Genomic DNA, 21,881 nt, shown 5'->3' with positions numbered 1-21,881 from the left:
GGTGACGGCGGATCCCAGCATGCAGGAGGCAACGGTGACGCGAATCGCGTTGTGCCAGGTCAACTCGGGTGACGACCCGGAGGCGAACCTGAAGCTGATTCGCTCCGGGGTGGAGGCCGCGGTGGCGGACGGCGCGCGGATCGTCGTGTTCCCCGAAGCGGCGATGGCCCGCTTCGGGCGCCCGCTGGAGCCGGTGGCCGAGGACCTGGACGGGCCGTGGGCGACGGCGGTCGCTTCGGTGGCCGCCGAGCACGACGTGGTGGTCGTCGCCGGGATGTTCACCCCGGCGGACGAGGGCCGGGTGCGCAACACCCTGCTGGTCACCGGCGGCGGGCAGCACCGCGGCTACGACAAGATCCACCTCTACGACGCGTTCGGCTTCGCCGAGTCCGACACGGTCGCGCCGGGCACGGTCCCGGTGACCTTCGAGTTCGAGGGCGTCGTCTACGGCGTCGCGACGTGCTACGACGTGCGGTTCCCGGAGCTGTTCCGGGCGCTGGCCGACGACGGCGCCGACGTCGTGCTGCTGCCGGCGTCCTGGGGCGCCGGCGAGGGCAAGCGCGAGCAGTGGGAGGTGCTGGTGCGCGCGCGGGCGCTGGACTCGGGCTGCTGGGTGCTGGCCTGCGGCCAGGCCGACCCGGCGGCGACGGGCCTCACGGTGAACCCGAAGGCGCCGACGGGCATCGGGTACTCCCTGGCCGCGGACGGTTTCGGCCGCGTGCACGCCGCCGCGGGCGCGGGACCCGAGACGCTCCTGGTGGACGTCGACCCGGCGCTGCCGGCCCAGGCCCGCACGGCGACCGGAGCCCTGGCCAACCGCCGCCTCTAGCCGCACTTTCACGGGAAAGTGCGGCTTTGCGTTTCAAAGTCGAGCTTTCCCCAGGAAAGATGCGTCCGGGGCCCCCTCGGACGCATCTTTCCTGGAGAAAGTGGCGCTTTAGCGGAGCAGGCCTTCGCGGATCGCGACGCGGACGAAGCCCGCGCGGCGGCGCTCGCCCGTCTTGTCGCGGATCCGGTCGAGGTACGACCGGACCGTCCGGACGCTGATGTTGAGGATCTCCGCCACGTCGACGTCGCGCTCCCCGGCCGCCACCAGCCGGAGCACCTGCTTTTCGCGCTCCGACAGCACGATCTTCGGGCCCGCGTGCCGCTCTTCGCTGTCCTGGATGATCATCCCGGCCAGCGTCGGCGAGACGTACGCGTTGTCGTCGGCGATCGTGCGGATCGCGCGCAGGAGCTCGTCGCCGTCGACGTCCTTCGACAGGAAACCCTTCGCGCCCGCCTGCATCGCCCCGAGCACCTCCGGCTGTTCCGCGTGCGCGGACACCACCAGCACCTTGTGTCCCATCTGCCCCACTTCCAGGACCGCGGCCGCGTCCTGGACGCCCCGGAGCTTCAGGTCGAGGACCACGACGCTGCCCGCCGGCTGGTCCTGGACCGCGAACCGGGCCACCGAGTCGGCGACCGCGCCGAGCTCGATGTCCGGCGCCTCGGTGAGCACGCGGGTGAGCGCGTACCGGTAGAGCGGGTGGTCCTCGATGACCCCGACGTGGATCCGCCGGGGCGGCTTGGCCGCCGCCTGCTCGTCGTCGCTCATTTGCGGCCGCCGCGCCGCGGACCGGAGCCGCCTATCAAGCCTCGCCGGATGGCTTCCTTGACCAGGCCCGGCCGGCGGCGTTCGCCGGTCTTGTCGCGGATGCGGTCCAGGTAGCCCCGCACGGTCCGGACGCCGATGCCGAGGATCAGCGCGATGTCGACGTCGCGCTCCCCCGCCGCCACCAGCCGCAGCACCTGTTCCTCGCGCGGCGACAGCTCGACGTCGGCCGAGACCGCCGGCCGGTCCGCGTTGTCCTTCATGATCATCCCGGCGACCACCGCGGAGACGTACGCCCCGCCGCCGGCCACCGTCTTGATCGCGATCAGCAGCTCGTCCGCGTCGACGTCCTTGGAGAGGAAGCCGCGCGCCCCCGCGGCGATCGCCCCCAGCACGACTTCGGGCTCCGCCTGCGCGGAGACCACGAGCACGTGGTGCCCGAGTTCGCAGACCTCCAGGACCGCAGCCGCCCCGGCGACGCCCGGGAGGCCGAGGTCCAGCAGCACCACGCTGCCCGGTGGCTGCCGGTGGACGTGGAACCGCGCCACCGAGTCGACCACCGCCCCGAGTTCGATGAATTCGGCTTCGGCCAGCACCCGCTCCACCGAAACGCGGTACAGCGGGTGGTCTTCGATGACCGCGACCCGGACGCGTCCCCGGTCCAGATCGTCCTCGGCCGAGCGCTCTTCTGTCATGTGCACGACTTTCACCCCGTTCCACCCGACGGGGCCGGCCGTCCGGCCGTGGCCGGGTCCAGCGCGGGGCCCATCGGCACCAATGCCAGCAAACTACCTGTGACCGGTGATTTCGCCACGCTTCCGTAGCCGAGCGAGGCCAATGCCTGCGCGTTCACCACCGGGTACTTCCGGCCCGTATCGGTCACCAGGTACGTGGTGGCCGAGCCGGATTCGACGACGACGGCTCCCCCCGACGGAGGTACCCACACCTCGTCCGCCACCCGTGCTTCGGTTCTCGTGGTGACCTGGATTGCTTTGGCGCCAGGGGAAAGCGGAAATTCGGCCGAAACGAGCAACCGGCTGCCCTGGATGCACAACACGACCGAGTTGCCGGTGATCGGCGCCTTGCCCGGGATGCGGTCGGGGAACGCCGCGGGGTCGGCACCGCCGGCGCGGGGCGCGGCGACCTTCGGCGCGGCGGCGACGTCGGCCGCGCGGACGTCAACCGGCTTCGGCGTCCCCTCGTACGCGGCGGCGTTGGCCTCGGTGGTGACCAGGAGGCTCGCCTCGGTCTGCCCGACCGGCTCGAGGCCGTCCCGGCGCACGAGGTAGTACGACGTCGCGGAGCCGGGCGCGGCCATCGCGTCCACGACGGCGAGGACCTCGCCGACCCGGGTGTCGCGGCCGCCCACCGTGGGGCCGCGGTCACCGGCGCCGTCGACCGGCAGCGCGGTCAGGTCCCGCCCGGCCGGGACGGTGTCGATCCACCGCGCGGACACCGCGATCGTCGGGTAGCTGTCGAACTGCAGCGCGGTCGCGGCCTCGTCGGAGAGCTTGTAGCGGCGGCCGCCGGTGAGCAGGAACCGGTCGCCCCCGGGCAGCCGCACGATCACGCCCTGGTCGCGCGGCAGCTCGACGCCGGACGCGGGCGCGGCGAGCAGGACGGCGGTGCGCGGCTCGGCCGACGCGGGCGCGTCCTGCGTCGTGCGGCTGCAGGTCGTCCACGGCGTCGTGACGAGCGCGCCGGCGGCGGGCACCGAGTCGGGCGCGCCCGGGATGCCGATCGGGGTGCCGCGGCCGGCCTTGCCGAGGTTTTCCGAGGAGACGGACACGGTCGCGTCGCCGGCGCCGCCGGCCAGCAGCCGCGCGGAGGCGTAGTTGAGGACCGGGTGCAGGACGCCGTCGGCACCGAGCACGAACCGGGCGCCGGTGCCCTCCTCGACGATCACCTTGCCGCCGGCCAGCCAGTCCTTACCGCCGGACGGGCTGAGCAGGCCGATGATCCCGAAGACGGCGGTGACGAGCAGCGCCGCCACGAGTCCCAGCACGGTGCCGAGCACGAGCCGGCGGCTGGGCGAGACGGGGTGGTTGGCGTCGGCCGCGACGAGGGCGGAAACGAGCCTGCGGCGGAGGAACTGGTACGCCTGGATCTGGTCCCGCTGCGTCCACACGCGCTGTGCCCCCGGCTGTGTGCGTCTTCCTCCCGAGTGCCCGATGCTAGGGGCGCGCCCGCGGGGGCGGCGAGGGTAATTTTTACGCCCACGCGCTATCCGGGTAAGCAGTAGCGTCGCAGACCCGGGGAAAGGGGAGCCCGTGTCCGTCGATACCGCCGGCGCCGTGCGCCCGGCACCGCCGCGGCCCGCGTCCACGCCGCTGCCCTGGCTGCTGCCGATCCGGCCGCTGCAGGCCGCGCTGTGGGAAGTGGCGGGGATCGCCGTCCTGCTCGCGTGGATGGTCGACACCGTCTCGCAGCCGGTGCGGATCGGGGTCAGCGTGGCGGCCGGGCTCGTGGTGCTGCTGACGTCCGTGCGCTTCGCCGGGCGGCACCTGGCGGGCTGGGCCCTGACCTGGACGGCGTTCCGGCTGCGGCGGCACGACACGCGCCGCGACAGCCCCGACCCGCTGCTGAGCGTGGCCGGGACGGTGAAGGTGCGCCAGCACGTCGACCGCGCGGGCAACCGCTTCGGCGTCGCCGAGGTCGACGGCGGGTGGAGCGCGCTGGTGCGGCTGACGCAGGGTCCGTCGGCCCCGGGACCGCTGGTGGAGGCGTTGCGCTCGGCCTACCGGCGGACCGACGTCCCCCTCGCGTCGGCGCAGCTGCTGACGTGGGCGATCCCCCGAGGCGACCAGGTGCTGCGGGTCCGCTGGCTGGCGGTCCGCTACCGGCCGGACCTCGCGCCGATCGCGGCACTGGCCCGGGGCGGCGGCGACCTCGGAGCGTTGCGGAGCACGGCGTCGGCGGCGCTGAGCCTGATGGGCGCGCTGGCCGAAGCCGGGTACCAGAGCACGGTGCTGGAAGCTGGTGAGCTGGCGAAGGAGCTTCGGGTCGCGTTGGGCGTCCAGGGGCCCGCGTCCACCCCGCCGGACCGCTGGAAGTCGTGGACGTGGGGCGACGCGGCCCAGATGTGCTTCCGCCCGCGGTCGGCCCGGACGGTGGATTTCGCGGTGCCGGGAGCGGCTTTCACGGCGACGTCGTACACGCTGACGCGGACCGCGGGTGGGCGGGAGAAGGCCGAAGTGACGGTGCGGGTGGGAGGCCGGCCGGGTGCGCCGGTGCCGGCGCCGGGTGGGGCAGTTCCGCTGCACGGGCGGCACGGTGCCGCGGTCCGGCAGACCCTCCCGCTCGCCTTGGACAGCTGAAAGCCCGTGAATGGCTTCGCTGGGCGCGGGGCCTGTCCGGCGAGCTGTAACAACCTGCCGGGGGACGACGACCTCGATGTGGGTCCCGGAGCCGGCGAATCGAGGTCGAAATGGCAAGACAAAGCGGCCCCGGTGTTCGAAGCCCGCTCTGGGTGATTTCGTTGTTCCTCGGTCTCTCCGAGACGATCGTCACCGTCGTCCTGCTCAAGGCGTCGGGCTGGATCCAAGGTCTGCTCGCCGTGTTCGCCACCGGATTCCCGCTCGTGACCGCGATCGGGTTCTTCATTTTGCTTTGGTGCAAGCCCGAAGTCCTGTATGCGCCTGGTGACTACGGGCCCGAGACGACAGTGGCGGAGTTCACCACGGCGCTGACCAGACGCGCGCGATCGGAAATCAAGACGGCCGAATCGATCATCCGATCGACTTCGGAGTCGCTCGAAAGCGAACTCACGAAATTGGGTGCGGACAAACCCGCCCAAGAAGAGATCATCGACAGCATCACCAACGCGATCCGGAACAACGTCATCCACGTCAAGATCGACGAAATCGTCCAGGGCACCGACGAGGTGGCGGAACTGCTCGTCGACGACACGACCACGGTGCAGGAATTCCTGGACTTCGTCTATCGCGCGATCTCGCCCTTCGTCGAGCCGTACACCTACGGAACGAGTTGGCAGCTCGTCAACCTGCGCACCGGAAAAGTCGTGCAAGTCGCCGACCGCGATCGGCGCGTCCGGCACGGCGACGATCGTCCTCTCGGCGAAGCCGACATCCTTCCCACGGACCAGCTCGTAGCCGTATGGCTCAGGCGCCGCCTGCCACGTTTCTGAACCTGACCGGCCCTCAGCCGCGGACGGCTTCGTACACCCCCGCGATCATGCCGACGAAAGGCACCAGCGAAAGCAGCACCAGGAACTCCGAGACGTCCAAAAGCCTCGACCAGTAAGGCGAACGCAGCCCGCGCGCGACCCGCGTCGCGTACACCAGGCACACCACCGCCGCCAACACGACCGCGCAGCCCGCCGCGAACACCACCGTCCGGTTGCCCGACGCCACCAGCCACACCCCGGCGCACACCAGGGAAAGCACGCCGAAGCCGATCAGGACCAGGCGCTGGACGCGGCCCGCGTACGACCGGGATCGCAGGATCCACGCCACACCGAGCAGTCCCGCCAGGCCCGCTTCCCAAGGCCCACCCGTGGAAAGCACGACCGAAGCGGCCAGCACCACCAAGCCCAGGCCCACCAGCAACCCGGTCAGCACGGCCTGCGCCCGGGACGTCCGGCCGATCATCTCCGTGCCCAGCGACGGCTGCTCGTCCGCGCGGAACGCCTCCATGTCGTCCGGTACCCGGGGCAGCGGCAGCCGGGCCAGGCGCAGCGACAGCATCGGGGCCACCGCCGCCAGCGCCGTGCACAACACCGCCACCACCGACGCCGCCGACAGGGAAGAGACACCGGCCAGCAGCACCACGCCCGTCGTCACCGCGCCGAAGCCCGCCGCGCTCGTGATCGCCACGAACCACGGCAGGCGGTCGGCCACCGAGACCGCCGCCAGCACGCCGTACACCGTCACCGCGGCCAGTCCCGCCGCCAGCGGTCCCGCCGACAGCGAGAACAGCGGGTGCGGCGCCAGGATGGACATCCCGGCCAGCAGCGCGACGCCGACACCCGCCGCCGCTCCGGCCGCGCCGGCCTCGGCGTCGCCGTACGCGCGGCTCAGCGCACCGCCGCCCAGGAGCAGCACCAGGGCCAGCAGCCCGGTCCCGATCGGCGCCAAAACACTGCCGGACGCCGCCGCCTGCACCAACAGCCCGCCGGCCAGCAGCAGCACCACCGCGGCCACCAGCCCGGACCGCCGCGCGACCGACGGCCCCCACCCACCGGAGGAATCGGCGACGCTGGCGATCGAATCGACGACGTCGTCGAACAGCAACGGACCCCGCGGGCGTTCCCGCGGGGTCAGGTGGAGCACTTCGCCGTCCCGGATCTGGGCGGCCGCCACGCTCAGGCCCAAGGCCAGGGGCGCGCCGCCGAGCCGGGAGAGCACCCAGCCCGGATGCTCGGCCGACGCCTGCCCGGACGCTCCGGCCAGCCGCACGAGCTGCGGCACCAGCTCGGCGAACGTCGACTGCTGCGGCAGGGCGACGTCGACGCGGGCCCGCGGCGTGACCACCGTGACCCGGCGCGTCGTCCCGGTCAATGAAGCCGTCATCAGACGTTCTTGGCGGCCGCGATGACCGGGGCGAACTTGGCGTTCGACGCCTCGGCGAGCTTCGAGAGCCCCGCGTTCACCGCCTCGAGGACGATCTCCGAGAGGTTGCGGGCGTCGTACTCGCGGATCGCGCGGGGGTCGATGTCGATCGAGGTGAAGCGCCCGTCGCCGCGGAGGGTGACGGTGACCTCGTTCTGCCGCGAGTGCGCCTTGACCTCCATCGCCTCGACCGTGCGCTGGATCCGCTGGACCTCTTCGGTCTGCTTGCGCACCTGCGCGAGCAGTTCGTCCATGTCCGGCACCGCGTACGGATCGGTCACTGTTGCATCCCTTCGTGCTGGCGGACGCGGACACTGCCCACGAACCGCTGGAAACCGGGTGAAAGCCGCCGCGCGGTCGCGGGCGCGGCCGTGCAGGCGAGCTCGAGCACCAGCCGGTCCGCCGGCACCGCGCCGGGAACCGTCAGGTGCACCTGGGTCTGGATCAGCTCTTCGCCTTCGCCGGTGCGCAGGCGCAGCAGCTGCATGACGCCGGGCGCGGCCGGGGCGCCGACGTCGCGGCGGCTCAGCACTTCGAGCCCGGCCAGCGTCAGCGAAAGGCGTTCGACGGCTTCGGTGGCGATGGCGTCGATCGACGCTTCGTCCGGCCGCTGCTGGACGCTGACCGTGATGTTCGGGACGAACTCGCCCGGCGAAGCGTCGTGCACGGCGACGAACACCGCGCCCGAGTCACCCGGGTCGACGGCCGTCCAGCCGTCCGGGATGACGAAGTCCAGGGGAAGGGTCATCACAGCCCCACATAGGAAACGGCGTCGTCCCAAGCGGATCCGACGGCATCCGCGGCATCGTGCGCCGCGGTCCCGACGTAGTCCGCGGCCGCGCCGCCGTACTCGGTGATGGTGTGGCCGAGCTTCGGCAGGTCGATGTCGATCTTCGCGCCGACCCCGGCGCCGAGGCCGAGCGCGGCGCCCGCCTTGAAGTTGACCTTGAGGTGCCCGGCGTCGTAGACGGCCTGGGCGTCGAGCTGCGCGCCGATGCCGTACTGCAGCGTGCCGTTCGCGCCGACACCGATGCCGGCGACGTCCGCGGCGACCTCGCCCTCGATCTTGCCGCCGGCGAAGACGTTCGCGTGCGCGCCCACGCCGTGCGCGCCGATCGTGCCGGACGCGCTCGCCTCGCCGCCGGCGAACACCGTGCCCTTGGCGTGCGCGTCGGCGACGCCCCAGTGACCCTTGGTTTCGAGCTCTTCCTTCACCGCGGCCAGCTCGGTGTGCCCGGACGCGCCGACGTCCCAGCCCTTCGACGTGATCTTCCCGTCGTACTCCGGGGTCAGCCCGTCCTGCTCGTGCTTGAACTTGTAGTAGGTGATCTCGGTGTTGTTGCCGAGCTTGTCCTTGAGCCCCTCGGGCTTCGGCTGCCCGAACGGCGTGTCCGCCTTCTTCGGCGCGCGGGTGCCCTCCAGGCCGTCCCAGGTGAGCTTCTTCCAGCCCGAGTTCTTGAACCACGACGGCGCGTCCCGCGGCCGCTTGCGCCCGTCGAGCGGGCTGCCGTTGAGCCAACCCAGCGGGCCGGCGGTCTTCTTGCCCAGCTTGTGTTCCAGCCGCTGGGTGCCGGCGGGCGGGAACAGCTCGGCGAGCGCTTCGGAGAACTCGTCGACGACTTGGCGGGCGGCCTGGACGCTCTGTTCGCCGAGCTGCCGGGCGGCCTGGATGAACGCGCCGACCGAGCCGGAGTTCACCGCGCGCGCCTGCGCGGTCAGCTGCTGGGCGTACTGGTCGAACTGCGCGAGCACCGAGTCGACCGCGGCCTTCGCCGACTGCACGAGCTGAGCGGCCGTCGAGAGCCGCTTCGCCTGGTCGTCGAGCTTCGTGGCGGCGTCCGTCAGCTCCTCGCCCAGTTTCCCGGCGGCGGTCGCGAACGCCGTGTAGGCGTCGCCGTCCCAGTCCGCGTGCAGGGTCTTCGCGGACTCGTCGATTTCGCGGGCCTTGCCCGAGACCGTCGAGGCCTGGGTGGCGACGCGCTGCGACGCGGCGCTGAGCGCACCGGGGTCACCGGTGACCCGTCTCTGACACTCGACCAGAACCTGCCGGTAGCCGGACAGCACGGAGCTGACCACCCCCGACGCGTCGACGACCCCCGAGCCCCACATCGGCTAGTTCCCCGCCGCGTCGTAACCGACGTGCTGGCTGAAGTGCTTGCCGTCGAAGTCCAGGTCGATGTCGAGGTCGAAGTCCCGGCCGCCCGGAGCCTCCACAGTGGACTCACCCGTGGTGAGGTCGGTGTGGATGGTGACCTCGTTCGCGCCGCCGGTCGCACCTGAACCGCCGGCGACCGGGGCGGGCTGGGCGACCGGGGCCGGCTGCGTCGGCACGGTGGCGCCGTGCTGCGCCGGGTCCACGGCGATCCAGCTGTTCGACGGGTTCAGCGGCGTGCCGTTGCCGGTCACCGGGACCCCGCCGGTGGCACTGGAACCGCCGCCGGTGGCGAGCGCGGGCGGGGTGTAGTCGGTGAACGAAGGCTGCTGCGGGATCCCCCCGCCGCTCCCGCCCGCCACCGCCTGCTGCCCGGCCGGGCTTGCCACCGGCGGCGGGGCCTGGGGCGCCGTCACCGGGGTGGTCCCGATCGACGGCGTCGTCGCGCCCGAGCTGCCGGAGTCGTGGTGGAAGAGCTTCTCGATCGCGCCGATCACCTGCGCGAGCTGGGTGACCTGCTGGGCGAGGTCACCCGCGCCGAGCGCCTTCAGCAGCGCGCCGATCGAGGTGATGAACGCCCGCAGCGACGCGCTCGTCGCGGTCGACAAAGCGACCGCCGCGCCGTAGGTCCACGGGTTCGACATCAGCGAGGCGACCGTCGGGTTCACCGCGGCCACCACCGAGCGGTAGGCCTGCTGCGCCGTCTTGATCAGCGTGCCGGACACGCCGAGCAGCTGAGCGCCCTTCTGCACGACGTCGATGATCGTCTCGAGCTGCTTGAGGGAGTCGCCGATCTTCTTCAGCGCCGACTCGCTCGCCGCGCCCGACCAGATCTTGCCGAGCTGGTCGGCGGCCTTGCTGAGCTCGGTGTACATGCTCAGGAACTGCTCGGCCTTCTTGATCAGGTCGGCCACGTGCTGCGCGATCTGCTCGGGCTGGCCGGTGACGATCTGCGGCAGGATGGTGATCGGCCCGCCCGAGGACGAGGTCGCGTCCATCGCGCTGGAGTTCGGGAAAGTCAGCATCGGACCTCACAAGGTTCTGTAGTGCCAGACAGGACGATCAGACGACGGAGGCGGGCCGGTAGACGCTGACCTTCGCCAGACCGCCGATGCGGGCGTCGAGGAGCCCGTGGTTGTAGAGGCGGCCGCCGTCGCCGGCGACGCCGATGACCGGCTGGCGGTCGGAGAACAGCAGCGGCTCGACGACCACGACGTCCCCGCTGTGCACGCCGCCGGGCACGTCGGAGAAGGTGCGCGCGGTGCCCGCGTAGACCTCGATGAGCCCGATGCGCGCCTGGTTGTCGGCGTCGCCGGCCAGCCAGTCGTTGAAGTCGGCGACGCCGTGGAAGCGCGTGTCCGTGATCGGGTGCTCCCCGAGCCGGCCGAGCCGCGCGTCCCCCAGGTAGCGCAGCACGTTCCCGACCGACGACGGCTCGCCGTGGGCGCCCGCGCTGTCGTTGATCGCCAGGGTGGCGAGCTCCGAGGCGTGCGAGCTCCCCCAGATGGACGACGTGGGCGCGGTGGACCCGTCGTGCCCGCCGCCGTAGCCGGCGGCCGCGGCCCGGTCCGCCGCCTGGTAGGCGTCGGCACTGGCCTTGACCAGCCCGTTGACCTGCTGCAGCAGCTGCAGGAGCGTGCGGACGGCGGTGACCTGGCTGGAGTGCAGGGCGGCGTTCGCGGCAGCGACCGCGCTGCCGAAGCCCGCGAACGACATCGGCTGCACGACGAGCCGCTCGAGGTCGGCCACGGCGTTGATGCCGTGGGCGATGATTCCTCCGACGTTGCCGACGGACGAGCGCATCGCCTCGGGCTCAGCCCGGTACTCGCCGGCCATGGCTCTCCTTCCGCGGGTGGCTGCTCGGCAGAGCGTAAGTTCGGCCCCGGAAGCGGGCGGACGGCAAAAGTACCCACCGCGCCGTGTCGGCAAGTGGCCAAAATACCGGTGAGAGCCACCCCGATCTGCTGGAGCCTTACTACATGAGCCTCTCGCCCGAGCGCCCGACCGAGATCGTGCTGCAGTCGCCGCCGATGCTCCCGAAGAGCTCGTCCGGCGGGATGGTGCAGCTGATGATGTTCCTGCCGATGATGCTCGGCATGGGCGCGATGTCGTTCGTCTACATCGGACGCGACGGCGGCGTGATGACCTACATCTTCGGTGCGCTCTTCATCTGCGCCATGGGCGGCATGGTCGTGATGTCCCTGGGTCGCGGGGGCATGGCGAAGAAGGCGCAGATCAACGACGAGCGCCGTGATTACCAGCGCTACCTCTCCGGCCTGCGCGCCCAGGTCCGGGACATCGCCGACGGCCAGCGCGCCGCGATGATCGCCGTCCAGCCCGACCCCGCCGACCTCTGGGCCTACGTCGAGACCGGGAAGCTGTGGGACCGGCGGCGCACCGACGGCCAGTTCGCGCAGGTGCGCGCGGGCACCGGGCCGCAGCGGCTGGCGACGCCGCTGAAGGCGCCGCAGACCGTGCCCCTGGAGGACCTGGACCCGGTGTCCTCCACCAGCCTCAAGTACTTCATCCGCACCTACTCGACGGTCGACGGCCTGCCGGTGGCGTTGTCGCTGCGGTCGTTCGCCGCGGTCACCGTGGCCGGGCGGCGCCCGGACGTGCTCGGCCTGGTGCGGTCGCTGCTGTGCCAGCTCGTCACCTTCCACTCCCCGGCGGACCTGCGGGTCGCGCTGTGCGTGCCGCCGGACCGGCAGCACGACTGGGAATGGGCGAAGTGGCTGCCGCACGCGACCGCGGCCGGCGCGACCGACGCCGTCGGCTCCCGGCGCCTGGCCGCCGACTCGGCGGCCGGCCTGGCCGAGCTGCTCGGCGCGGACCTCGGCGAACGCCCGGCGTTCAGCCGGCGCGCGGCGGCCGAGCTCGACCTGCCGCACCTGGTGGTCCTCGTCGACGGCGGCAACGCCCACGGCGAGCCCCGGCTGATCGGCGAAGACGGCCGGCTCGGCGTCACCGTGATCGAAATCGGGCAGGAACACCCGCGGACGTACTCGACCGAGCGGCTGCTGAGCCTGCACACCACGCCCGACTCGCTGGGCATGGTCGTCGGCGACGCCACCGAGCAGCGGCTCGGGTTCCTCGGCCGCCCGGACATCCTGGACCGCGGCGCCGCGGAGGCGCTGGCCCGCATGCTGACGCCGTTGCACACCCCGGCCGCCGTCGTCGGCGACAAGCCGATGTCGTCGACGTTCGGCCTGGCCGGCCTGCTCGGCATCGGCGACCCCCGCGACACCGACACCACCGTGACGTGGGCGCCGCGCGCGGCGCGCGACCGGCTGCGGATCCCGCTGGGCGTCAACCCGGAGGGCCGGCCGGTCGAGCTGGACCTCAAGGAGTCGGCCGAGGGCGGGATGGGCCCGCACGGCCTGGTCATCGGCGCGACCGGGTCCGGCAAGAGCGAGCTGCTGCGGACGCTGGTGACGGCGCTGGCGGTGATGCACTCGTCGGAGACGCTGAACCTCGCGCTGATCGACTTCAAGGGCGGCGCGACCTTCGCCGGGATGACCGGTCTGCCGCACACCTGCGCCGTCATCACGAACCTCTCCGACGACCTCGCGCTGGTCGACCGCATGGCCGACGCGCTCAACGGCGAGCTGCTGCGGCGCCAGGAACTGCTGCACGCGGCCGGGAACTACGCGTCGGTGCGCGACTACGAGAAGGCGCGTGCGGACGGCGTCGCGCTCGACCCGTTGCCGTCGCTGCTGGTGATCATCGACGAGTTCAGCGAGCTGCTGTCCGCGCGGCCGGAGTTCATCGACCTGTTCGTCGCGATCGGCCGGCTCGGGCGCTCGCTGGGCATCCACCTGCTGCTGGCCTCGCAGCGGCTCGAGGAAGGCCGGCTGCGCGGGCTCGACTCGCACCTGTCGTACCGGATCGGCCTGCGGACGTTCTCGGCGTCGGAAAGCCGGACCGTGCTCGGGGTCGCCGACGCCTACCACCTGCCGCCGGTGCCGGGGTCGGCGTACCTGAAGTCCGACACCGAAACGCTGATCCGGCTCAAGGCCGCCTACGTCTCCGGGGAGCTGCCGCCGCGCAGCACGGTGGTGCGCGAGGACGGGCAGGAGCTCGGCGTCCTGCCGTTTTCCCTGGCCCCGGTCGAGATTCCGGTGACGACCGAGATCTCGGAAGCCCCGGCCGCGCCGGACGGCACCGGCGAGACGATCATCCACGCGATGCTCTCGCGCCTGGAGGGCCGCGGGCCGGCCGCGCACCAGATCTGGCTGCCGCCGCTGAACGAGCCGCCGACGCTGGAGCAGCTGCTGCCGCCGCTGGGCGAGGACGCCGCGCGCGGCCTGTGCCCGCTCGGCTGGGGCGGCAACGGCAAGCTGACCATCCCGGTGGCGCTGGTGGACAAGCCGTTCGAACAGCGTCGCGACATGCTGTGGGCCGACTTCTCCGGCGCGGGCGGGCACGCGCTGATCGTCGGCGCCCCGCAGAGCGGCAAGTCGACGCTGATGAAGGACATCGCGGGCATGCTCGCGCTGACGCACACCCCGGCCGAGGTGCAGCTGTTCGTGCTCGACATGGGCGGGGGCGCGCTGGCCCCGATCGCCGGGCTGCCGCACACGTCCGGCTACGCCACCCGCCGCGACGCGCAACGCTGCCGCCGGGTCGTCGCGGAGCTGACGACGCTGCTCGAACAGCGCGAGGAGTTCTTCTCCGCCAACGGGATCGAGTCGATCACGACGTTCCGCCAGCGCCGCGCGGAGTTCACCGAGAGCACCGACGGGCGCGAATTCGGCGACGTGTTCCTGTTCGTGGACAACTGGACCACGATCCGGCAGGAGTACGAGCAGCTGGAGGAGCAGATCACCGGGCTGGCCGCGCGCGGGCTCGGGTTCGGCATCCACGTGATCGTCTCGCTCAACCAGTGGATCGGCGTCCGCGCCCAGCTGCGCGACGCGATCGGCACGCGCTTCGAGCTGCGCCTGGGCGACCCGATGGACTCTTCGATCGACCGCAAGGTCGCGGTGAACGTCCCCGCCGACCGGCCGGGGCGCGGCATCACGGCGGAGAAGCTGCACTTCCTCGCGGCGCTTCCCCGCATCGACGGCGACCAGCGCCCGGAGACGGTCGGCGCGGGCGGCGTCGACCTCGTGCGCCGGATTTCGGAGGCCTGGAAGGGACCGCGCGCGCCGCAGGTCCGGCTGCTGCCGCCCGAGGTGCCCCTGGACGGGTTGCCCGCGGCTCCCGGCAAGCAGGTCACGCTGGGCATCGCGGAGTCGACGTTGCGGCCGGTGTACCTGGACTTCGCGGCGGACCCGCACTTCGTGGCCTTCGGCGACGTCGAGTCGGGCAAGTCTTCGCTGCTGCGTGCTTTGGCCCAGGGCATCACGTCGGCGTACACGCCGGACGAGGCGGCGATCATCGTCGCGGACTACCGCCGCGGCCTGCTCGGCGCGGTGTCCGAGCCGCACCTGCTGGGGTACGCGGGCGCGGAGGGCAAGCTGACGGAGCTGATCACCGAGTGCGCGACGGCGATGCGCAACCGGCTGCCGGGCCCGTCGGTGACCCCGGAGCAGCTGCGCAACCGCTCGTGGTGGCGCGGCCCGGAGCTGTTCGTGCTGGTGGACGACTACGAGCTGGTGGCAACGGTCGGGCGGAACCCGTTGCAGCCGCTGCTGGAGTTCTTGCCGCAGGCCCGGGACATCGGCTTGCACGTGATCATCGTGCGGGGATCCGGCGGCGCGGGGCGGGCGTTGTTCGAGCCGGTGCTGCAGCGGCTGCGCGAGCTGGGCTCGCCGGGTCTGATCATGTCGGGCACGAAGGACGAAGGCGCGCTGCTGGCGGACGTCAAGCCGTCCCCGCAGCCGCCGGGCCGGGGAACGCTGGTCTCGCGCAGGCACGGGACGGGGTTGGTCCAGGTGGCGTGGACCAAGCCGGCGGAGAGCTGATCACCTTGCGGGCGCGGTCATTTCGGTGGCGAAGCGGTAGTAGCAGACCGCCCGCTGCTTGCCGCCGGTCCCGCTGTTCGGCGTCATGACCTGGACGCGCGCACCCGGGATCGGGTGGGCGGCGGCGGTGCAGCGGTCCAGCGTCCGCTGGTAGGGCTGGTCGACGCCGGACTCCTCGGTGAGCGACAGCACGGCGAACGCCTCCGCGGTGTGCGGGTCGGCGCAGGACCGCAGCAGCACGTCGACCTCGCCCGTGCCCGTAGGGGACCAGAAGCACTGACCCGCGGTGACGTCGAGGCCGTGCGCCGTGCCCTCGGGCAGCTGCTCCGCCGTCTTGGTGGTAGCCCGGTGGACGAGCACGCCGACCAGTATGAGCACGGCCAAGGCGACGAGCCCCGCCGCCAAGCGGCGCCCGGCCGTTGGCCGGGCGCGGCGGCGTTCTTCGCGCATCAGCTCGTCGAAAAGCTCGGGATCGTGTTCCGGCGCAGTCATGTGTCCCCCTCGCGCGGAACTCTATTAGCCGCGCGCACGGGCGGGGACACCAGTCACCGTCGGCAAGTTACCGACTTCGGTAGGTTCCGAAAAACCTCCCACGCAACTTACGTTGGGCGAGTCATCCCGTTCGGGACTGATCATCCGGATCACCTGGCCGAAGGGCATTTTCATGCGAATGTCGAGGGCTGTGGCCGCGGTCGGAGCGGCCGCCGCGGCGCTGAGCCTGGTCTCAGCGGGGGTTGCGGACGCCCAGCAGGACATCATCGGCGGGAGCACCGTCTCCTCCGCGCCGTGGGGCGCCCAGATCTACTGGAACAACGTCACCACCTACGGCGGGTTCGAGTGCTCGGGGACGATCATCGCCCCGCAGTGGGTGCTCACCGCGCAGCACTGCCTGAACTCGCCCGGCATGCACGTCAAGGTCGGCAACGTGACGCTCCAGCAGGGCACGAACGCCACCGTCGACCAGCAGAAGGCCTCGCCCAACGGCGACATCGCGCTGCTGCACCTGACGACGGCGGTGAACACGACGTACATGAAGCTCGGTACCGGGAACCCGCCGACCGGGTCGACCAACCAGATCTACGGCTGGGGCCGCACGCAGGGCACCAGCCCGCCGTCGAGCACCCTCAAGACCGCCAACGTCCGCGTCACCGGCACCAGCACGGACGCGTTCGGCGGCCGGGCGATCGCCAGCGTGGGGGTCAACGGCGCGGCGTGGCACGGCGATTCGGGCGGGCCGCAGCTCTCCAACGGCGTCCAGGTCGGGGTGTGCTCCACGGGGAGCAACTCCGGTTCGAACCCGCAGGGCACGCAGAACTACGCGAGCGTCGCGTCGAGCCGCGCCTGGATCCAGCAGACCGCCGGCGTCTGAGGCGACCGCCGTGCGGGCCTCTCCGCCCGGGAGGCCCGCACGGCGGTTCCCGGGCATACTCGCGCCATGGAGTTCCGCACCACCGTCCTGCTCGGCGGCAAGACCGCGACCGGGCTGCCGGTCCCGGACGCCGTCGTCGAAGCACTCGGCGCCGGCAAGAAGCCCGCGGTCACCGTGACGCTCGGCGGGCACACCTACCGCTCGACGATCGCGAGCCGCGGCGGGCAGTACCTGCTGCCGCTGAGCGCGGAGAACCGGGAGAAGGCCGGCGTCGCCGCGGGCGACGAGGTCGACGTCGAGGTCGCCCTCGACACGGCACCGCGCGAACTGGAGATCCCGCCGGACCTGGCGGAGGCGCTCGCGGCCGACGAGGTCGCCCGGGAGCGGTTCGAAGCCCTGTCCTACAGCGGGAAGCAGCGGTTCGTGCTCCCGATCGGCCAGGCGAAGACCGAGGAGACCCGGCAGCGGCGCGTCGCCAAGGTGATCACCGACCTGCGCGCCGGGAAGTGATGGACGCGGGCACGGTCCTGCGCGTGCTCGACGCGGTCCGCCCGGCCCAGGTGTGGCTCGCCGGAGGCTGGGGCATCGACGCCCTGCTGGGCCGCCAGACTCGCGACCACCGCGACCTGGACCTGCTGCACCGCCTCGAGGAGGAACCCGCCGTGCTCGCGGCGCTGAGCCGCCTCGGCTACCGCGAAACCCTCGACCTCCGCCCGGTCCGGTTCGTGCTTTCCGACGGCGCGGGCGAACTCGACCTGCACCCGCTCGTCTTCGCCGGCGACGGCTCGGCCACCCAGCAGGCCGACGACGAGGGCGCGACTTTCCCCTACCCGGCAAGCTGTTTCGTCACCGGCCGCGTCGACGGCGTCGAAGTGCCCTGTGTTTCCGTGGCCCAGCAGGTCTTCTTCCACCAGGGGTACGCGCCCGCGGACCACGACCTCGCGGACATGCGCGCCCTCCGCGAGGCCTTCGGGGTCCGCACCCACTTCTAGTCCACGACGGACGCCCGCAACGCCGCCTTGTCCGGCTTCCCCGACGGAGCGATCGGAACCGCACCCACGAAGCTGAACCGCGCGGGCACCGCCGCCTCCCCCAGCTCGGCCGCCACGGCCTTGCGCACCGCGTCGAGGTTCGGCTCGCGCCCCGGGACCGGGACCACGAACGCGTGCGCCGCCTCGCCGGTCTGTTCGTCGGGCACCGGAACCACGTACGCCTGGTCCACGTCCGGGTGCGCCGCGATCGCCCGCTCGATCGGGCCGGTGTAGTGGATGACCGCGTTGACGATCACGACGTCCCGTGCCCGGCCGGACAGGTGCAGGTACCCCGCGGCGTCCAGCGAACCGAGGTCCTGCGTGCGCACCCAGCCGTCGCGCAGCACGTCCGCGGTGGTGGCCTCGTCGCGCCAGTACCCGGCCAGCGCCGACGGCGTCCGCACCCAGACCTCGCCCTCCGAGCCGGCCGGCAGCGGCTTGCCCGCGGCGTCGCGGACCTCGATTTCGACGGTGTCGCAGGCCTTCCCGACGGACCCGGCGCCCTCGCCGGCGCCGCAGATCGTCAGCATCCCGGTCTCGGTCTGCCCGTATGCGTGGTGCATCGCGGGCCCGATCAGCTCGGCCGCCTCGGCCAGCTTGTGCGGTGGCACGGGCGAGCCGGCCACGACCAGCGTCCGCAGGCCGCTCAGGTCGACGTCCTCGGTGCGCAGCACGTCCAGGACCTGGTGCAGCCGCGGCACGGTCATCAGCGCCGCGGTGATCCGCAGCCGCGGCAGCACCCAGGGGAAGTCCGGCAGCTCCTCCGGGACGACCGCGGTCCCGCCGGCGAGCAGGCACACGCCCAGCTGCTCGAGCATCACCGCGCTGGTGAGCGTGCCGAACAGCAGGAACCGCTCGAACCCGGCGCCGAACCGCTCGTGGGCCGAGCCGGGCACCGGCGCCCGCCACACCCGGCCTTCGGTCAAGGCACGGTAGTCGTAGGCGACGCCCTTCGGCACGCCGGTGCTGCCGCTGGTGTACACGACCGTCGCGATGTCGTCCGGACGTCCTTGCGGCACCGGCTCTTCGTACGCCGCGAGCAACTCGGGCCCGACCCGCAGGATCGGCAGGCCGGCGACCGTGCCGAGCAGCTCCGGCGTCTCGGACGCGGCGTCGACGACCAGGGCGTCGATGTCGCTCACAACGTGCCGCAGCTGCGGCACCGGCAGGCCCGGCCGCACCCCGACGACCCGGCAGCCGAGCACCTGCGCGGCGACGATCGCGGCGAACCCCTCCGGCGTGACGGCGGTGGCGATGCCGACGCCGTCACCCGGCCCCAGCCCGGCCGCCCGCAGGCCCGCGGTGAACCGGCCGGTCAGCTCCCGCAGCTCGCGGCGCGACGTGACGCGCGAGCCGTGTTCGAACGCGGGAACTTCCGGGGCGCGCCCCAGCTCGTCCAGCAGTGCCTGCGGGTGGACCATCTCGACCGCCTTTCGCCCGGGTGTCCGGGTCTACCGGGCGGATCTCAGAATTTCGGCAGAATGGTACTGACCAGCGCTTTTCCCCGTCTGCCACCGCAGACGGGCGGCCACGGCGACCCCTGTGGGTATAAGTGCCGTCAGTACGACCGGCAGTTGTGCCGTTTGACCGGACCAGGCTCTTTTCTAGCGTGACTTTCACACCGCGCGGACCACCGCGCCAGGGGTATTCGCTTCAGGAAGGAGGTGGCCCGTCCATGTCCAGTCCGGGATTCCAGGCAGATTCCGCTGCCATGACGCGCGCCGTCCAGGGTTTCGAGGAAACCGCGACGAACGCCAAGTCCACGATGGCCAGCTTGGAGTCCGAGCTGACCGAGGCGCTCCGCAACTACAAGGGTGACCAGGCCGTCGCGTTCTGGGACCTGCAGCGCCGGCTCCAGGAGAAGATGACCGTGGCCGTGAAGGAGCTCGACACCATGTCGCAGCTCGTCCACACCAGCCACCAGAACTACGGCCGCGGCGACGCCGACGTCCACCAGAGCTTCCAGGGGGTCGGCAACTCCCTCGAGGGCTCGGGCGTGATCCCCCGCCTCAACCCCTGATCCGAGAGGACGTACCGATGGCCGACGTCGTCGAAATCAACTTCGCCGCGCTGCAGCACAGCTCGGCGTCCCTGGCCGCCAAGGCCAAGGCGCTCACCTCGCAGCTGGAGCAGCTGCACCAGAACCTCCAGCCCATCACCGCGACCTGGTACGCCTCCGGCAGCTCCGCCGGTGACGCCGCTCGCCAGTCGGAGACCCGGCTGCGCCAGGCCACCGCCGACATCGTCGCCATCATCGCGCAGTTCGGCGGCAAGGTCGGCGAGGCCCACGACCTCCAGCAGTCGCTGGAGAACCGCAACCAGGGCCTGTTCGCGGGCTGAACCGCGCCGAGACGTCGGTCGGCCGGTGCGGGAAACCCCCCGCTCGCACCGGCCGACCGGCTTTCCCTTCCTACTGTGCCGTTTGTTGCCAATCCGACCACAGTCACGGCCGAATCGGCCCGTAGCAACGGTTGCGTACTGCTCGGGGGTCGGCCTGCTTTTGGCCGGATTGCCAACGTGCGACGAGAGAGCCGGGACCCGATGCACGACCAGTCGTACTACGTCCACCTGGAATCGCTGAAGGACTTCGTGCGGGAGCTGGAAACCCAGATCCACGCGATGGCCAAACCGAACGACTTCCTGCTGACCCTCGGCGAAGAGCCGCTGTTGTTCGGCGAGTTCGGCGAGGCCGGGTCGCTGGCCGACGCCCACCGAGCCGCCGTCTCGGAGATGCAGGGCCTGCTCGACCAGGTCCGCAGCGCGATCGGGTTCGCGCAGGACGTCACCACCACGGTCGCCGACGGCTACCAGAACGCCGACGAGGCGGTCGCCGGGGACCTCCACCACTCGGGCGCGGTCACGAACCTGCTCGACCCCGTACTGGGCCTGCTGGGCCTCGGTGACTCGGACGGGAGCCGCAAGGGATGACGAAGAACACCGCGCACACGAACTTCGCCGCGTACAGCCACCAGCAGCTGTACGCGATGCTTCAGGCGGGCGACCCGAACAGCGCGCGGCACGCCGCCGACAAGTGGAAGTCCGCCGCGCTGCACCTGCACGAGCAGGCCCACAACCTGAATTCGGAGCTCACCGAGTTCAAGGACCAGTGGACCGGCGGCGCCGCCGACCAGTACCAGCACATGATCGTCGACCTCGCGAACGGCATCTCCAAGGTGGCGAAGACCGCCGAAGCGATGAACGTGATGCTCGACGACGCCGCCGACGCGCTGGTGAAGGCGAAGAAGGAGATGCCGCCGCCGGTTTCGGTCCCGGACGTCTCCCCCGCCGACGTCGCGCTCGCGGTGAACCCGCCGCTGCTGCCGCCGGACTCCTCCCCCGCCGTCGTCCAGGCCGCGGCGCAGCAGCGCCAGCAGGCCATCGCGAACGTCGAAGCCCAGCAGTCCGCCGCCAACGCGGCCGGCTCCGCGCACGGCAAGGCGATCGTCGTGATGACCGAACTGGCCGGCGAGTACTCCGTCGCGGAAGAGTCGATCCCGGCCTCGCCGAACGCCGTGCAGACGCCCACCGCCCCACCCGCCGGTGGTGGCGGCGCCGGGAGCGCGGGTTCGCCCGGGCTCGTCGGCAACGGCGTCACCGATCCCGGCGTCGTCGTCACGCCGACCGACGGGCACCCGCTGCCCTCGACGGGCACGCCGCAGCAGCAGCCGGGCACCGTGCCGACGTCGAACCCGCTGTTCGGCGACATGTTCACCGCCGGGCTCGCCGCGGCTTCGGCCGCCGCGTTCGGCCGGTTCGGCTCGATCATGCCGAAGGTGCCGTCGTGGGCGACCGGCAAGGACCCCAAGGAAAACAAGGAAGAAGCGCCCGGCACGAAGCTCGGCGGCGGCGGAGCCGGTGTCGAGGGCGGTGCCGGTGGCGGCATCCCGATCGGCGGGGGTGACGCGCCTTCGCTGGGTGGCGCCGGCGGCATCCCCGGCGGGGCCGGGATCGGCGGCGGTGGCGACGCCCCGGCGGCGCACTCCGGCCTGGCCGGCGACGGCGGCGCGGGCAACGCCCTGTCCGGGCTCGCCGGCGGCGCGGCCGGAGCCGCGGGCGCGGCGGCGGCCAAGGGCGCGATGCCGATGATGCCCATGATGCCGATGGGCATGGGCGGGGGCGGCGACATGGGGTCCGGGCGCCGGATCCCGGCGTGGCTGGTGGAGACGGAGAACGTCTGGGGCCAGTCGGCTCCGGTCGCGCCCCCGGTGATCGGCGAAGAGCCGGAAGCGTACTGAATCACTCAGAAACACTTTGAC

General features: G+C 72.1%; 22 protein-coding genes. 11 read left to right on the top strand and 11 right to left on the bottom strand.

All coding sequences use genetic code 11. From position 1 onward, the window contains the following. The first annotated feature begins 34 nt into the window (after positions 1 to 34). Positions 35 to 829: a carbon-nitrogen hydrolase family protein gene (locus AB0M83_RS26380; RefSeq protein ID WP_364521048.1), complete on the top strand. Its 795-nt coding sequence runs from the start codon at positions 35 to 37 to the stop codon at positions 827 to 829. Between the two features lie 108 nt (positions 830 to 937). Here the strand turns inward: AB0M83_RS26380 and AB0M83_RS26375 are convergent, their stop codons facing one another. The 3 genes from AB0M83_RS26375 to eccB are packed head-to-tail and all read right to left on the bottom strand — an operon-like array spanning position 938 to position 3,722. Continuing rightward, complete coding sequence (locus AB0M83_RS26375; RefSeq protein ID WP_364521047.1) at positions 938 to 1,597, bottom strand: response regulator transcription factor; 660 nt, start codon at positions 1,595 to 1,597, stop codon at positions 938 to 940. After that, positions 1,594 to 2,289, bottom strand: coding sequence for a response regulator transcription factor (locus AB0M83_RS26370; RefSeq protein ID WP_364521046.1), 696 nt, complete (start codon positions 2,287 to 2,289; stop codon positions 1,594 to 1,596). The genes AB0M83_RS26375 and AB0M83_RS26370 overlap by 4 nt, the downstream gene beginning before the upstream one ends. Positions 2,290 to 2,300: 11 nt before the next feature. Further along, positions 2,301 to 3,722, bottom strand: a complete 1,422-nt coding sequence (gene eccB, locus AB0M83_RS26365) for a type VII secretion protein EccB (RefSeq protein ID WP_364521045.1) — start codon at positions 3,720 to 3,722, stop codon at positions 2,301 to 2,303. A gap of 142 nt (positions 3,723 to 3,864) precedes the next feature. Between eccB and AB0M83_RS26360 the strand changes: the two genes are divergently transcribed. Both AB0M83_RS26360 and AB0M83_RS26355 read left to right on the top strand, forming a co-directional pair. Then, complete coding sequence (locus tag AB0M83_RS26360) at positions 3,865 to 4,911, top strand: type VII secretion protein EccE (RefSeq protein ID WP_364521044.1); 1,047 nt, start codon at positions 3,865 to 3,867, stop codon at positions 4,909 to 4,911. Positions 4,912 to 5,021: 110 nt separating this feature from the next. Continuing rightward, complete coding sequence (locus AB0M83_RS26355) at positions 5,022 to 5,741, top strand: hypothetical protein (protein WP_364521043.1); 720 nt, start codon at positions 5,022 to 5,024, stop codon at positions 5,739 to 5,741. 13 nt (positions 5,742 to 5,754) lie between these two features. Here AB0M83_RS26355 and eccD read toward each other — a convergent pair whose 3' ends face one another. From eccD to AB0M83_RS26325, 6 genes are read right to left on the bottom strand one after another with little or no spacing between them, the layout of a single operon-like run. Continuing rightward, positions 5,755 to 7,125 (bottom strand): type VII secretion integral membrane protein EccD, encoded by a 1,371-nt coding sequence (gene eccD / locus AB0M83_RS26350; protein ID WP_364521042.1) that lies wholly within the window; start codon positions 7,123 to 7,125, stop codon positions 5,755 to 5,757. Further along, on the bottom strand, positions 7,125 to 7,445 hold the full coding sequence (locus tag AB0M83_RS26345; RefSeq protein ID WP_257924777.1) for a YbaB/EbfC family nucleoid-associated protein: 321 nt from the start codon (positions 7,443 to 7,445) through the stop codon (positions 7,125 to 7,127). Before AB0M83_RS26345 ends, eccD begins: the two co-directional genes overlap by 1 nt. Next, complete coding sequence (locus AB0M83_RS26340) at positions 7,442 to 7,912, bottom strand: hypothetical protein (protein WP_364521041.1); 471 nt, start codon at positions 7,910 to 7,912, stop codon at positions 7,442 to 7,444. The genes AB0M83_RS26345 and AB0M83_RS26340 overlap by 4 nt, the downstream gene beginning before the upstream one ends. Continuing rightward, positions 7,912 to 9,273 (bottom strand): WXG100 family type VII secretion target, encoded by a 1,362-nt coding sequence (locus AB0M83_RS26335; RefSeq protein ID WP_364521040.1) that lies wholly within the window; start codon positions 9,271 to 9,273, stop codon positions 7,912 to 7,914. Before AB0M83_RS26335 ends, AB0M83_RS26340 begins: the two co-directional genes overlap by 1 nt. A gap of 3 nt (positions 9,274 to 9,276) precedes the next feature. Then, positions 9,277 to 10,341: a hypothetical protein gene (locus tag AB0M83_RS26330; protein ID WP_364521039.1), complete on the bottom strand. Its 1,065-nt coding sequence runs from the start codon at positions 10,339 to 10,341 to the stop codon at positions 9,277 to 9,279. Positions 10,342 to 10,378: 37 nt separating this feature from the next. Beyond that, on the bottom strand, positions 10,379 to 11,152 hold the full coding sequence (locus AB0M83_RS26325) for a WXG100 family type VII secretion target (protein WP_364521038.1): 774 nt from the start codon (positions 11,150 to 11,152) through the stop codon (positions 10,379 to 10,381). Between the two features lie 143 nt (positions 11,153 to 11,295). Here AB0M83_RS26325 and eccCa point away from each other — a divergent pair, with 143 nt between their 5' ends. Then, positions 11,296 to 15,225 carry a type VII secretion protein EccCa gene (gene eccCa / locus AB0M83_RS26320; RefSeq protein ID WP_364521037.1) on the top strand — a complete coding sequence of 1,310 codons (3,930 nt, stop codon included), beginning with the start codon at positions 11,296 to 11,298 and terminating at the stop codon, positions 15,223 to 15,225. On the opposite strand, the gene AB0M83_RS26315 is transcribed toward eccCa, so the two are convergent. Continuing rightward, positions 15,226 to 15,717 carry a hypothetical protein gene (locus tag AB0M83_RS26315; RefSeq protein WP_364521036.1) on the bottom strand — a complete coding sequence of 164 codons (492 nt, stop codon included), beginning with the start codon at positions 15,715 to 15,717 and terminating at the stop codon, positions 15,226 to 15,228. Between the two features lie 178 nt (positions 15,718 to 15,895). Between AB0M83_RS26315 and AB0M83_RS26310 the strand changes: the two genes are divergently transcribed. The 3 genes from AB0M83_RS26310 (at position 15,896) to AB0M83_RS26300 (ending at position 17,586) form a co-directional block, all read left to right on the top strand. Further along, positions 15,896 to 16,594: a trypsin-like serine protease gene (locus tag AB0M83_RS26310; protein WP_364521035.1), complete on the top strand. Its 699-nt coding sequence runs from the start codon at positions 15,896 to 15,898 to the stop codon at positions 16,592 to 16,594. Between the two features lie 66 nt (positions 16,595 to 16,660). Continuing rightward, positions 16,661 to 17,104 (top strand): YdeI/OmpD-associated family protein, encoded by a 444-nt coding sequence (locus AB0M83_RS26305; RefSeq protein WP_364521034.1) that lies wholly within the window; start codon positions 16,661 to 16,663, stop codon positions 17,102 to 17,104. Further along, positions 17,104 to 17,586, top strand: a complete 483-nt coding sequence (locus AB0M83_RS26300) for an aminoglycoside adenylyltransferase (protein WP_364521033.1) — start codon at positions 17,104 to 17,106, stop codon at positions 17,584 to 17,586. Before AB0M83_RS26305 ends, AB0M83_RS26300 begins: the two co-directional genes overlap by 1 nt. Here the strand turns inward: AB0M83_RS26300 and AB0M83_RS26295 are convergent. Next, positions 17,583 to 19,046, bottom strand: a complete 1,464-nt coding sequence (locus AB0M83_RS26295) for an AMP-binding protein (protein WP_364521032.1) — start codon at positions 19,044 to 19,046, stop codon at positions 17,583 to 17,585. The genes AB0M83_RS26300 and AB0M83_RS26295 overlap by 4 nt on opposite strands. A 254-nt stretch (positions 19,047 to 19,300) precedes the next feature. On the opposite strand from AB0M83_RS26295, the gene AB0M83_RS26290 reads away from it, so the two are divergent. The 4 genes from AB0M83_RS26290 to AB0M83_RS26275 all read left to right on the top strand — a co-directional run bounded on the left by AB0M83_RS26290 (position 19,301) and on the right by AB0M83_RS26275 (position 21,860). Continuing rightward, positions 19,301 to 19,645, top strand: a complete 345-nt coding sequence (locus tag AB0M83_RS26290) for a WXG100 family type VII secretion target (RefSeq protein WP_086856673.1) — start codon at positions 19,301 to 19,303, stop codon at positions 19,643 to 19,645. A gap of 17 nt (positions 19,646 to 19,662) precedes the next feature. Continuing rightward, the gene (locus AB0M83_RS26285; RefSeq protein WP_020644701.1) at positions 19,663 to 19,965 is read left to right on the top strand and encodes a hypothetical protein; all 303 of its coding nucleotides are present in this window, start codon (positions 19,663 to 19,665) and stop codon (positions 19,963 to 19,965) included. A gap of 201 nt (positions 19,966 to 20,166) precedes the next feature. Continuing rightward, positions 20,167 to 20,553 carry a hypothetical protein gene (locus AB0M83_RS26280; protein ID WP_155541945.1) on the top strand — a complete coding sequence of 129 codons (387 nt, stop codon included), beginning with the start codon at positions 20,167 to 20,169 and terminating at the stop codon, positions 20,551 to 20,553. Then, a complete protein-coding gene (locus tag AB0M83_RS26275; protein WP_364521031.1) occupies positions 20,550 to 21,860 on the top strand; it encodes a WXG100 family type VII secretion target in 1,311 nt (436 codons plus the stop codon). Before AB0M83_RS26280 ends, AB0M83_RS26275 begins: the two co-directional genes overlap by 4 nt. The last annotated feature ends 21 nt before the right edge of the window (positions 21,861 to 21,881 follow it).

Source organism: Amycolatopsis sp. NPDC051106 (genome assembly GCF_040682775.1).
In the GTDB taxonomy this organism is placed as follows: Bacteria; Actinomycetota; Actinomycetes; order Mycobacteriales; family Pseudonocardiaceae; genus Amycolatopsis.
Note: the sequence above shows the minus strand (reverse complement) of the source record. Positions and strands in the feature narration are given on the sequence as shown.